A 13,137-nucleotide genomic window follows, 5' to 3' on the forward strand; every position below is an offset into this window, starting at 1 on the left:
AATTTCTAACTAACACTAACAATGAAGAAACTAATATGTTCATTGATACTACTTATTGGTATCAAGGAAGTTACAGCACAAACCACTATAATTCCCAACCAGAATGATTCCCGGGTGATCACTACCGGAATGCCATTTTTACTCATAGCGCCAGATGCTCGCGCAGCATCGATGGGAGATATGGGTGTGGCAACTTCTGTTGATGCCTTTTCACAACAATGGAATCCCTCAAAATATGTGTTTTCTGAGGAGAAATCGGGAATAGGAGTAAGTTATACCCCTTATTTAAGTAAGCTGGTTAATGATATATTTTTAGGAAATGTTACTTATTTTAATCGTCTTGATGAGCGAAGCGCATTTGGTGTAAGTTTAAAATATTTTTCTCTTGGAAATATTGAATTTCTGGCTGATGAGTTTTCTACAGCCTTGATACAACGTCCGAATGAATTTACTTTGGATGCTTCATATTCCTTACGCTTAAGCGATCAATTTGCTATGGGGGTAGCCATGCGTTATTTACGCTCGGATTTGAGACTAACCGGCGTGGATGGCGATGCCTCTCCCGCGAGTACTTTTGGAGTAGATATTTCCGGTTATTACCAGGGTGAAGAACAGGCCTATGCTGATTTTAATGGTCGTTGGCGTGCCGGATTTGCAATTCAAAATATGGGTCCGAAATTTAAATATGATGCGGCAGGGCAGGAAAACTTTCAACCTACCAACTTGCGTTTAGGAGCCGGTTTCGATTTTATTCTGGACAACTACAACACGGTAGCCGTGACTCTGGAAACAACAAAATTATTGGTGCCAACACCACCCATTCTTGGAACCGAATATGAGTATACAGACACGAATGGAAACGGACAGTATGATGAAGGTACAGACACTCTAGGAAATCAGGTTTCTGATACGAACGGAGTTATTTATCAAGGAAAATCACAGGATGTTGGATTTGTAGAAGGAATGTTCCAATCCTTCGGAGATGCTCCCGGTGGTTTCAGTGAGGAATTAAAAGAATTTACCTGGGCCCTCGGATCAGAGTATCGTTATCAGGATGCATTCGCTTTTAGATTGGGTTATTTTAATGAGAGCCAGGATAAAGGTGCTCGAAAATTTATCGCGCTGGGAGCCGGATTTAAAGCTAATATTGTAAACATTGACCTATCGTATTTGTTCTCTGCTTCAAAAGTTCAAAGCCCGCTTGAAAACACATTGCGTTTTTCATTAACCTTTAATTTTGGTGCGGATTCTTACCGTGAATATTAAAAGTTAAACAAACATGATAACAAAAAAACTATTGCCAAAAGCAATAGTTTTTTTGTTTTATCTTAGTACAACCAATATGTAAATAATGAAAGAAGTTAAAGTGGCTTCGGTTTTAGAGGTTTTTGATGATTTGAATGAATTGTCAAATGATGTTCAACAATTAATGGAAAAAGCCATTGAAGCCCGAAAACAAGCCTATGCACCCTATTCTAACTTTCAGGTTGGAGCGGCTCTATTAATGGAAAACAATGAGATTGTTATTGGAAGTAATCAGGAAAATGCCTCCTATCCTTCAGGATTGTGTGCTGAACGCACGGCTATTTACTACGCAGGCGCCCGATTTCCCAAAATTCGGATATTAAAAATGGCTATTTCTGCGGGTTCAAAAATGAAACTTTCAGAAAAGCCAATTCCACCCTGTGGAGCCTGTCGGCAAGCTATTGCAGAGTATGAAATTAAGCAACAATTTCCCATCGAAATTTACTTTATGGGAGAAACGGGAAAGGTAGCAAAATCAGCATCTTTGAAAAATTTGTTGCCTTTTTTATTTGATAACTCTGTGCTATAACGATTTCGGTTAAATTTATACTTGAAGTGTTTTCTCAATAACGTTCAAAGTGTTACTTTTGTATTTCGTGTATTAAACATAACGATCCATGCAAAAAATAACAAAAGAGGTATACCTCAATTGGTATGAAGAAATGTCATTCTGGAGAAAGTTTGAAGATAAACTAGCTGCAGTATACATTCAACAAAAAGTTAGAGGTTTTCTTCATTTATATAACGGTCAGGAGGCCGTACTGGCAGGTGCTTTACATGCCATGGATTTATCCAAGGATAAAATGATAACCGCTTATCGTAATCACGTTCAACCCATTGGGATGGGCGTAGATCCGAAACGCGTGATGGCTGAGCTTTACGGTAAAGCTACAGGAACGTCACACGGACTTGGAGGTTCGATGCATATTTTCTCCAAAGAACATCGGTTTTATGGAGGACACGGTATTGTAGGAGGTCAAATTCCTTTAGGTGCCGGAATAGCTTTTGGTGATAAATACAAAGGAAGCGATGCCGTAACACTTTGTTGTTTTGGTGATGGTGCTGCTCGTCAGGGATCACTTCACGAAACGTTTAACCTGGCTATGCTTTGGCAACTTCCCGTAGTCTTTATTTGTGAAAATAATGGTTATGCTATGGGAACTTCCGTAGCCAGAACAGCAAGTCATACAGACGTTTGGAAACTTGGATTGGGTTATGAAATGCCTTGTGGTCCGGTAGACGGAATGAATCCTGTTAAGGTAGCTGAAGGTTTAGATGAAGCCATTCAGCGTGCTCGCAAAGGCGGTGGGCCAACGTTCTTAGAGCTAAAAACATATCGCTACAGAGGACATTCGATGTCTGATGCACAGCACTACAGAACTAAAAAAGAAGTAGAAGATTATAAAAAGATAGATCCAATCACCCAGGTTAAGGAGGTTATTTTAGAGAAGAAATATGCGAGTGAAGAAGATCTGAAAAAAATTGATAAACGTGTGAAAGAACGCGTTGCCGAATGTGAAAAATTTGCTGAAGAATCGCCATTCCCCGAGAAAAATGTGATGTACGATGCGGTTTATGAGCAAAAAGACTATCCATTCATTACTAATAATATTTAAACTATGGCTACAGTAGTAAACATGCCGCGCTTAAGCGACACGATGGAGGAAGGAACCGTCGCCACCTGGCTCAAAAAAGTTGGTGATAAAGTAGAAGAAGGTGATATCCTGGCAGAAATTGAAACCGATAAAGCTACCATGGAATTTGAGTCCTTCAATGAAGGAACGTTACTTTACATTGGTGTTAAAGAGGGAGAAACCACAAAGGTTGATGATCTTTTGGCAATTATCGGCGAAGAAGGGGAAGACGTTTCAGATTTAATTGAAGGTAAAGGAAAATCTGAAGAAAAATCAGCACCTTCTGAATCTAAAGCTGAAGCTGCTGATTCCAAAGAAGAAACTTCCGAAAAATCTGAAAAGACTGCTGAAACACCAGAACTTCCTGAAGGGGTTACTATAGTGACCATGCCTCGCTTAAGTGATACCATGGAGGAAGGTACCGTAGCTACCTGGTTGAAAAAAGTAGGTGATAAAGTAGAAGAAGGTGATATTTTAGCAGAAATTGAAACCGATAAGGCTACGATGGAATTTGAATCTTTCCAATCGGGAACTTTACTAGAAATAGGTTTAAAAGAAGGAGAATCTGCCAAGGTTGATGCCTTGCTAGCTATCATTGGTCCTGAAGGCACCGATGTTTCAGGCATTGCTGCAAATTATAAACCTGAATCTGCCGACGATTCGAAAGCGGAAGAACCAAAAGCAGCACCTAAAACAGAAGCTCCAAAAGAGGAATCTAAACCGGCGCCTGCAGCACAACCTCAGGAACGCAAAGCGGCTCCGGCGCCTATTGAATCCAACGGACGTATTTTCGTTTCACCTTTAGCGAAAAAATTAGCAGAGGAAAAAGGTATTAATTTGAATCAAGTTCAAGGTTCGGGTGATCACGGTCGTATTGTAAAACGCGATATTGAAAATTATACGCCGGGAGCCGCTGCATCTGTTGGTAAGTTTGTACCAATGGGTCAAGAAGATTTTGAAGAATTGCCAAACTCGCAAATGCGAAAAGCAATTGCCAAGTCACTGACCAATTCAAAATTCTCAGCGCCACATTATTATTTGGCTGTGGAATTCGATATGGATAATGCCATTGCCTTCAGAAGTCAATTCAATTCCATTCCGGATACGAAAATATCCTATAACGATATGGTTGTTAAAGCCTGTGCTTTAGCCTTAAAACAACATCCGCAAGTAAACTCGCAATGGTTCCCGGACAAAATGCGCTTGAATCATCATGTGCATATGGGCGTTGCTGTGGCTGTACCTGACGGACTCGTTGTTCCGGTAGTGCGATTTGCCAATGAAAAGACCTTACCACAAATTGGTGCTGAGGTTAAAGAATTAGCGGGTAAGGCACGAAATAAAAAATTAACGCCTCAGGAAATGGAAGGAAGTACATTTACCATTTCAAACCTTGGTATGTTTGGTATCGATTATTTTACATCGATCATCAATCAACCTAACTCGGCTATTTTATCTGTAGGTGCTATTGTTCAGAAACCAGTAGTTAAAAATGGTCAGGTGGTTCCAGGAAATACCATGAAACTAACTTTGGCATGTGACCACAGAACTGTGGATGGTGCTACAGGAGCTCAATTCCTTGAAACTTTAAAAGGTTACATTGAGAACCCGGTAACCATGCTGGTTTAAGATAACTTAAGAAAACATAAAAAAACCACTTCATTTGAAGTGGTTTTTTTATAATTACACTGTTTTGATTTACTGTTCATTGGCTGTTGATGGATCGATAACAGTTTCTACTTTACTTATTTTATTCGCAGGGAAACCGCCTTTTTTAGCATGCTCTCTAACGAGTTCCTCATTTTCCGCTAGATATACACAGTAAATTTTGTCACCGGTTACAAAGCTGTTCATCCATTTAATGTTTGATCCCATCCCATCCAGTACACTACAAGATTTCTTGGAGATATTGGTAAGATCCTCCGTGGTGGATGCACCTACATTCGGAATTTCACGTTCAATAACGTACATGTTCATTTTTGGCGTGCTGGCTTCTTTTCTTAAAAGATCGGCAGCAGTACTTTCTTGAGCCATAATAATTGGTGTTGTTAATAAACTTACTAGAATAAGTACTGATTTAAGAGTTTTCATAAGAGTTGGTTTGTTAGTTAATAATGAAGTTTTTATTTCATTACTAATTTACGAGAAGCGCACAAGGTTAATTTGGACAAATCATGCAAATGATAGCACATTTATTGCATAATTCGTTTTAAATAAGATTTATTTAAGTGATTTTGAGTAGTTTGATGGAAGCACGCCAAAAGCATTTTTAAATTGTTTTGAAAAATAACCTACACTATTGAAACCCGCTTCGAAGGCAATTTCGGAGATATTGCCATTCTGTGTTTTAATACGCTCTAGTGCCTGGCTTAATCGGTAATTTCTAATAAAGGCATTGGGAGGTTTTTCAGTTAAACGCATGATATTACGGTAGAGTTGAGATTTACTCAGACCCATATCCTGACTGAAACGATCCATATTCAATTTAGGGTCCTGCCAGTTAGCATCTATAAATTTGCAAACTTTCTTTATGAATTTTTCATCATCAGGAGTAAGAATGTAGGCGTTTTTTAGAGCTTTTCTTTTGGGTCCTTCTTCCTGATGATAAGTAGCTCTTAATTCACTATTGATAATTATTGGTGCCTTCACAAAAGTGCAAACTCTTTTGAGGTGCGAAATGGCTTCTTCAAAAAAGGAGTTGGTGTCAGGAGTAACAGGATATCCGGAAACGATACCAATGGTAAAGGCATTGTCATGGAAATTATTGGCCTGTTTTTCCAAGGAAATTATTTCCGCAGTCTTAATGGCCTTTTTAGCGTTTTTGAAGCAAGCCAGTATTTCGGTAGCATTGGCGGAGGTTATCACACCTTCATTTTCCTTGACAAGCTTTTCAATTTTCAATTTAAAATGGCTCTTAAAACCAGAATCATTTTTAAAACTATTAAGATTATTAAGGTGTTTTAAATTGAGCATCATGAGGATGCGATATGCAGGATCGTTGATCTTTGGTAGTTTTCCAGGACTATCTGTTTCAGGATCACTCATGCGGCCTAAAAAAGTTTCAACTATGTTCGGTTCAACTTCAATTATGGTTGTTGGAAGATCGCCATGAGATTCTTTGTGCAAATTAAAAACAGCCTCCCTGTCCGGCGCCTGAATTAAACAAAAGGCGTATTTCTGGTCCAGATCCAGCCAATAAGTAAATCCTTTGCAGTTATGCTTATGCTCAATATCCAGATCCTTTTGATGGAGCTCTGATAATTTTTCGGGTGTTATATCGTGCGGCAATTCGTGCCGGTCCATATATATTGGCATGGTTGATTTTTTTCTCTAAATTAATGATTTTTTAATGGTTAAACGATATATTTTGTTAGGCGCGCCTATATTTTGGAGTTAAATATTATTTTTCTTTCAAAATGGATTGATTCGAAAGGTATTTGAATCCTAATTTCAATCAAAATAGCAACTTTTTTATACCTTTAGTCGCTAAAAAAATTTTATGAAAAAGATCGTTTCCTTACTATTTGTCCTGGCTCTTTTTAGTTGTAAAGCTCAGGAAGCGCCAATACAAAAATCTCAAATTAAGGCTGATCTTGAGTATTTGGCTTCCGATAGTCTGCAAGGCCGCGAAACCGGTAGTCCGGGTATTGAAAAAGCAGCTCAATTTATTGAGGCTAACTTCAAATCGAACCAAATCAAACCTTTTTTTAAAACCTATCGCGACAGCTTTAATATTCAAAATATCGTGGGTTACAATATTGTAGGCTATAAAGAAGGTGAGGACCCTGAATTAAAAAATGAGTTCGTTATATTAGGAGCTCATTACGACCATATCGGTTTTGGAAAAAAAGTAGATGGCGATTCTATTGCAAATGGTGCTAATGATGACGCCTCCGGAACCGTAGCTATTTTGGCCTGGGCCAGATATTTTGCCAAACATCACACCAAGCGGAGTGTTTTGTTTACCTTGTACTCCGGAGAAGAAAAAGGACTAAAAGGATCGGCGCATTTGGCTTCAAAATTAAAAGATTTGGATCTGAATGTTTATACCATGATCAATATTGAAATGATTGGAGTGCCTCGAGACAACGAATTTGCATTAGCATATATAACCGGATATAACAGATCGAATATGGCAGAAAAATTGAACTCTTACGCCCAGGATACCATAATTAGATTTTTACCGCAAGCCAAAAAATTAAATCTTTTCATGCGTTCTGATAATTATCCGTTTTTTAGGGAATTTCATGTTCCGGCACAAGCCATATCAACTTTCGATTTTACAAATTTCAACTATTATCATCATGTTGATGATGAGGTTGACAAAATGGATTTTGATCATATGACACGATTTGTAAACGAGATGATTCCTGCCTTAAGCGGTATGGTTAATGCACCAATGGACGAAATAAAACTAAATGAGAATGAGTAAAAATGTTATTATTACAGGAACCAGTCGCGGTATTGGCTTTGAACTGGTAAAATTATTTGCTAAAGCGGGTCATGAAGTTTTGGCGCTCTCGCGGAATGAAAAGCCGGTTAAAGATTTAAATCTCAAAGGTGTTTCCTGTTTTTCTTTCGATTTGAATGATTCTGAAGCCTACAAAAAAGTTGAAGATTTTGTATCTAAAAACTGGAAACAGGTTGATATATTAATTAATAATGCCGGGGCTCTTGTAAATAAACCTTTTTCTGATACAACAACGGCAGACTTTGAAATCGTTTACAAAACCAATGTTTTTGGTGTAGCCGAATTAACTCGAAATATTTTGCCTTTTATGACTAAAGGAAGTCATGTACTCACCATCAGTTCCATGGGAGGCGTGCAGGGCAGTATGAAATTTCCCGGATTGGCGGCGTATAGTTCCAGTAAAGGGGCGGTAATTACCTTAACCGAGTTATTGGCTGAAGAATACAAAGAATCAGGTATTTCATTTAATGTGTTAGCTCTAGGGGCCGTTCAAACGGAAATGTTGGAAGAAGCCTTTCCCGGATATCAGGCTCCAACAACAGCTTTTGAAATGGCAGACTACATTTTTGAGTTTTCACTCAATGGAAATAAATACTATAACGGGAAATTACTTCAGGTATCTAATTCTACACCTTAATGTTTATCGAATTAATGTGTTTTTTTTCTGGAATAAAATAATATATTCATCAATTTTCCTATTTTAGGAGCGTGAAGAATATTCTGTCAATTCTATTTTTTTTCCTAAGCTTCTGTTCTGTAGCGCAAATTACACTTACCCATAATGTTGGAAATACGCCAATTGATACAGGAATGTTTTCCTGTGAGGATAGCGATGAAGGTTGGTCAAGAATTTTTAAACTGTCTGACTTTGGAATAAATCCAAATGAACAGTTTTTTATTAATTCTGGTCAAGTGGCTTTAAGTGAGTCCAATACGGGAGCACGTCTATCTTTTAGTGTTTTTAGTATTGATGAAAATTTTCCTGTCTTTTTTCAATCACAGTATCCTCGAACTGTATTGGGAACTCGGAGTGTTGGACTGGCACCGTTTATTAGTGGTAATCCGGAAATTGTTGAAGTAAATTTTGAAGAGCCCATTGTTGTTCCGGCTGGCACAGACAGAATATTGGTTACTGTGCACAAATCGGTCGATTCTTATAATCCCGAATCGGCTAGGGTTGTTGTTGCAGGTACAGCTGAAGATACTGGTGAATCCTGGTATCATGGCTGTGATGGAAATTATACTTTAACTAAAACTACTGAGTTAAATAATCCTGTTCCAAATGCAAATTTTTATATCAATGTAACAGGTGAAGCTATTGATATTTCAAACTCAGGTGATTTACTTAGATTGTCTCATAATGTAGGTGATAGCTTGATAAGAACTTCAATGTTTGGATGCTCCTCGGCTATGTTTTATTGGGCTAGAGTTTTTGATTTGGATCAATTTGGTTTGCTAACTAATGAAGAATTAGTTATTAATTCCGGTCAAGTAGGGATAAGCGGTTCTGACGGAGGAGCTAGTATTAAATTTAATATTTATAAAATTGATGACAATTTCCCTAATTCATTTTCAGAATCTAATTTAATAGGTAGTAGCCAATCTGTTAGGCTACCGAATATTAGTGATTATTACCCGAGAATAATAAATATCACCTTTGATAAGCCCATCATTATAAATCCTGCAGTTAATAAAATTTTAGTGGAGGTTGTACATGAGACTGTTTGGGGTAGTGGAGTTATGTTTATTGCCGGGACAGAAATAGATGATGACTTTTCATGGTATAAAGGTTGCGGAACTAAAGATTACTATGAGAATTATTGTAATATGAAATATATTACCACAGAAGAGCTCGGACGTCCAGATGGGAAATTTTATATCAACCTTACAGGTGCTAAGAATGTGGTATCAGAGCGTAAATTTGAAATATTCACATCAAGTATTTGTTCAGAGTTTTTAAAAGAGTTTAGAGTAGAAGAAAAAGAAAATATTGCTTCTGTAATTTGGGATTTTGGTGATCCGGCTTCAGGAACCAACAATAGCTCGGCAGATTTATCTCCTTTTCACGATTTTTCACAAGATGGTATATATACTATCACAGCAACTGTAACAGGAAAAGATGGAAGTGTCGAGGTATTGACTGAAACCATTAATGTTAAAGAACCACCCAATGCTTATGGTATTGAAAATATTTATGCTTGTGAAGATACTTTTAATTCGGGCATATCTTCTACATTCGACACATCAGGCTTAGTAGCACAAGTGCTTGGTGGGCAAACTAACAGGATTGTGAAGTTTATTGATGGAAGTGGAAATGAATATGATTTGTTGCCTAATCCATTTACTAATACTGTTGTGGGTACTGAAACTATAACGGTTAGAGTTTCTCATGATGATAATCCATGTTGTTATTCTGAGACTACTTTTGATTTGATTGTAAACCCTCAACCTAATCTGGAAAGTGTTACAGACTTAGTGAATTGTTCAAATGAGACTAATGGTTTTGCTTTTTTTAACTTACAGTTAGTCAAGGAAGAAATAAGTTCAAATAATTCAAATGTAGAAATCCACTTTTATTTTGAAAATGGACAGGAGATCACGGGTTCTTTAGATAATATTGAGAATAATATACCTCACGAAGAAGTAATTACAGTTAATGCAATACATACTTCAACAGGATGCATCAATTCAAAAACTTTTAAATTGAAAACAAATCCTTTTCCTGAGGCCCATCCTTTAAATGAAATTTTCGGTTGCGATGATAATAACGATGGCATTTCTGAATATTTTGATACCTCAAATATTATTCAGGATGTTTTAGGTGATCAAACAGATTTAGATGTAACCTTTTTTGATTTAAATGGAAATAAATTGGTTTCGCCCTTGTCTAACCCCTACACGAATACTGTTCCAAATCAAGAAACCTTAATCGTACGTGTAACCAACCCACAAACCAGTTGTTATTCTGAAACGTCGTTAGTATTAAAAACGACCAGTGAGCCTCAAATTAATCAGCCCCAAATACGGTATGCTTGTGATACAGGTGGTGGTTATGCTGATTTTGATACTTCAAATTTAAAATCACAAATCATTGGAGATCAGCATAATTTGAGTGTTATTTATTATGATGAATCAGGTAATCTCATTGGAAACTCGTTTCCGTCGTCATTCAGAAACACAAAACCCTGGAATCAAACTATTTATGTAAGGGTCGAGAATGATCTTAATAACCTTTGTTATTCCGAAACACATTTTAATCTCGTTGTAAAGCAACTTCCTGAGGTTGTTTTGGAGGAAAGCTATTATTTGTGTGATCTGGAGCCCTCACTTTCACTGAACGTTGCTAGTGGTTTTGATAGTTATCAATGGATTTATCAGGATGGAGAAATCTTATCAAATACTAATGAAGTTAATTTGATAAACTCTGGAAATTACAAATTAAAAATATCTAGGAGTGAAGATGGCATTACCTGTGAGAATAGTTTTGAATTTAAACTCGTACGATCTGCATTGCCAACCATAACCGATGTTAAATATAACGAATTGTCCGACGATAATTTTATTGAGATTATAGCCACAGGTGATGGTGATTTTGAATATTCGATAGATGGTATAAATTATCAGGACTCTAATTTGTTTCATAATTTGTTGGGAGGTATTTATAATGTTCATGTAAGAGATAAATTGGGTTGTGGTGAAGATTTTGAATCGGTTACCGTAGTAGATTACCCAAAGTATTTCACACCAAATGATGATGCGGTAAATGATACCTGGCAAATCAGAGGTATTTCCAAATATCCTCAGGCTAAAATTTTTATTTTTGATAGATATGGCAAGTTGTTAAAACAACTTACTCCAAATAGTATAGGTTGGAATGGTTTATATAAAGGTGAAAAACTACCATCAACAGATTACTGGTTCCGTGTAGAATTAGATAATGAACATTATTTTATAGGACATTTTGCCCTAAAATATTAAAGTACCTGTAAAATATTTTATTTTACACCTCCTTCCTCTTCTTTTAAATATAACCGTATTTTTGCGCCATGACAGAGCATCTCACTGATTATATTCCCGAACTGGCCTTACCTCGCGTAAGGAAGCTCTTAGAACACGATCATTTGGTGGTTAAAATAAAAAAGGAGCGCAAAACGCGTCATGGAGATTATTTAGCCTTACCCAATGGCAGGCATCAAATTACGATCAATTCAAATTTAAATCATTACCGTTTCCTGATCACTCTGCTTCATGAAATTGCGCATTTTGAGGCTTATCAGAATTATGGTCGTTTTATAAAACCTCATGGTAAAGAATGGAAACATACCTTTCAACGGATTATGTTGCCTTTTTTGAATCCTGAGATTTTTCCGGATGAACTATTGCCACTTTTGGCAAAACATTTTAAAAACCCAAAAGCTACCAGTGATACCGATACAGCTTTGGCTCTGGCATTAAAAAAATTTGATGAACCCAACAATAAAACGTATATTTTTGAAATTCCCTTAGGGCGTCATTTCCGAATTTACAACGGGAAAATATTCAAAATGGGAAAGAAACGTGTCAAGCGTTATGAGTGCATAGAGATTAAATCAGGACGTATTTATTTATTTAATCCGAATGCTGAAGTAGAATTATTAAACAACTAACATGAACAAGAATTATTATGCCATTTTAATGGCTGGAGGCGTAGGATCGCGATTTTGGCCGGTAAGCACACAAGAATTTCCAAAACAATTTCACGATATGTTGGGAACCGGTGATACCTTGATTCAAAAGACATTTCATCGTTTAGCACATTTTATTCCAAAGGAAAACATCTATATTTTAACCAACGAACGCTATAACGATCTGGTATTAGAACAATTACCCGAAGTTACTCAGAAGCAGGTCGTTCTGGAACCCGCTATGCGGAATACAGCACCTTGTATTTTGTATGCTTCTCTTAAAATTCAAAAGGAAAATCCGGATGCGCTTATGATCGTGGCGCCAAGTGATCACTGGATCGAAGATGAAGCGACCTTTTCAAAAAATGTTGAACAGGCTTTTGAATTCTGCGCTTCAAATGATGCTTTAATGACGCTTGGGATCCAGCCAACTTTCCCTAACACGGGGTATGGCTATATTGAATTTGATAAAAAAGCTGAAAAAACCATTAAACCGGTAGATCAGTTTAGAGAAAAACCGGATTATGACACTGCAAAAGCCTTTATAGAACAAGGTAATTTTTTATGGAATGCCGGTATTTTTATGTGGAGCGTTAAAAGTGTGGTTGAAGCATTTAAAGGTAACCAACCAAATTTGTTCAAATTGTTTGAATCCGGGATTTCAACCTATAACACCGATGCAGAAACCGATTTTATTAAAGAGAACTACCCGAAAGCGGAGAATATTTCTGTTGATTATGCGATCATGGAAAAATCGTCTAATGTTTATGTGATCGCTGCTGAATTTGATTGGAACGACCTCGGAACCTGGGGAAGTCTCTACGATAAATTGAAAAAAGACGAGAATAATAATGCCGTAGTAAATGCCAGAACATTAGTAGAAGATGCCTCAGGTAACATGTTGCGGACCAAAAAAGATAAAATTGTAGTTATTGATGGTCTGAACGATTATATCATTGTTGATAAAGAGGAAGTTTTGCTTATCTTTCCTAAATCAAAAGAACAGGACATCAAAAAAGTACTCCAGGCTGTTAAAGACAAGTTTGGTGAGCAATATGGTTAA

11 protein-coding genes are annotated in these 13,137 nt (G+C 37.0%); 9 read left to right on the top strand and 2 right to left on the bottom strand.

Going from position 1 to position 13,137, the window contains the following annotated elements:
* Nucleotides 1-21: 21 nt before the first annotated feature.
* The 4 genes from porV to ABD682_RS06150 all read left to right on the top strand — a co-directional run bounded on the left by porV (nucleotide 22) and on the right by ABD682_RS06150 (nucleotide 4,568).
* The gene (gene porV, locus ABD682_RS06135) at nucleotides 22-1,266 is read left to right on the top strand and encodes a type IX secretion system outer membrane channel protein PorV (RefSeq protein WP_344740142.1); all 1,245 of its coding nucleotides are present in this window, start codon (nucleotides 22-24) and stop codon (nucleotides 1,264-1,266) included.
* A gap of 85 nt (nucleotides 1,267-1,351) precedes the next feature.
* Nucleotides 1,352-1,834, top strand: coding sequence for a cytidine deaminase (gene cdd / locus ABD682_RS06140; RefSeq protein ID WP_344740144.1), 483 nt, complete (start codon nucleotides 1,352-1,354; stop codon nucleotides 1,832-1,834).
* 88 nt (nucleotides 1,835-1,922) lie between these two features.
* Nucleotides 1,923-2,921: a pyruvate dehydrogenase (acetyl-transferring) E1 component subunit alpha gene (gene pdhA / locus ABD682_RS06145; RefSeq protein WP_344740146.1), complete on the top strand. Its 999-nt coding sequence runs from the start codon at nucleotides 1,923-1,925 to the stop codon at nucleotides 2,919-2,921.
* 3 nt (nucleotides 2,922-2,924) lie between these two features.
* Complete coding sequence (locus ABD682_RS06150) at nucleotides 2,925-4,568, top strand: pyruvate dehydrogenase complex dihydrolipoamide acetyltransferase (protein WP_344740148.1); 1,644 nt, start codon at nucleotides 2,925-2,927, stop codon at nucleotides 4,566-4,568.
* A 69-nt stretch (nucleotides 4,569-4,637) separates the two neighbouring features.
* Here ABD682_RS06150 and ABD682_RS06155 read toward each other — a convergent pair whose 3' ends face one another.
* Together ABD682_RS06155 and ABD682_RS06160 are read right to left on the bottom strand one after the other, a co-directional pair.
* Nucleotides 4,638-5,030 carry a DUF4242 domain-containing protein gene (locus ABD682_RS06155; protein WP_344740150.1) on the bottom strand — a complete coding sequence of 131 codons (393 nt, stop codon included), beginning with the start codon at nucleotides 5,028-5,030 and terminating at the stop codon, nucleotides 4,638-4,640.
* A 129-nt stretch (nucleotides 5,031-5,159) separates the two neighbouring features.
* A complete protein-coding gene (locus ABD682_RS06160; RefSeq protein ID WP_344740152.1) occupies nucleotides 5,160-6,254 on the bottom strand; it encodes a nickel-binding protein in 1,095 nt (364 codons plus the stop codon).
* A gap of 184 nt (nucleotides 6,255-6,438) precedes the next feature.
* Here ABD682_RS06160 and ABD682_RS06165 point away from each other — a divergent pair, with 184 nt between their 5' ends.
* The 5 genes from ABD682_RS06165 (at nucleotide 6,439) to ABD682_RS06185 (ending at nucleotide 13,137) form a co-directional block, all read left to right on the top strand.
* The gene (locus tag ABD682_RS06165) at nucleotides 6,439-7,371 is read left to right on the top strand and encodes a M28 family peptidase (protein ID WP_344740154.1); all 933 of its coding nucleotides are present in this window, start codon (nucleotides 6,439-6,441) and stop codon (nucleotides 7,369-7,371) included.
* Complete coding sequence (locus ABD682_RS06170) at nucleotides 7,364-8,047, top strand: SDR family NAD(P)-dependent oxidoreductase (RefSeq protein ID WP_344740156.1); 684 nt, start codon at nucleotides 7,364-7,366, stop codon at nucleotides 8,045-8,047. Before ABD682_RS06165 ends, ABD682_RS06170 begins: the two co-directional genes overlap by 8 nt.
* Nucleotides 8,048-8,118: 71 nt before the next feature.
* Entirely contained in the window at nucleotides 8,119-11,388 is a 3,270-nt protein-coding gene (locus ABD682_RS06175) for a T9SS type B sorting domain-containing protein (RefSeq protein ID WP_344740158.1), read from the top strand.
* A 68-nt stretch (nucleotides 11,389-11,456) separates the two neighbouring features.
* Nucleotides 11,457-12,056: a SprT-like domain-containing protein gene (locus ABD682_RS06180; protein WP_344740160.1), complete on the top strand. Its 600-nt coding sequence runs from the start codon at nucleotides 11,457-11,459 to the stop codon at nucleotides 12,054-12,056.
* A gap of 1 nt (nucleotide 12,057) precedes the next feature.
* Nucleotides 12,058-13,137 carry a mannose-1-phosphate guanylyltransferase gene (locus ABD682_RS06185; RefSeq protein ID WP_344740162.1) on the top strand — a complete coding sequence of 360 codons (1,080 nt, stop codon included), beginning with the start codon at nucleotides 12,058-12,060 and terminating at the stop codon, nucleotides 13,135-13,137.

It is taken from the genome of Gaetbulibacter aestuarii, assembly GCF_039537665.1.
Lineage (GTDB): Bacteria > Bacteroidota > Bacteroidia > Flavobacteriales > Flavobacteriaceae > Gaetbulibacter_A > Gaetbulibacter_A aestuarii.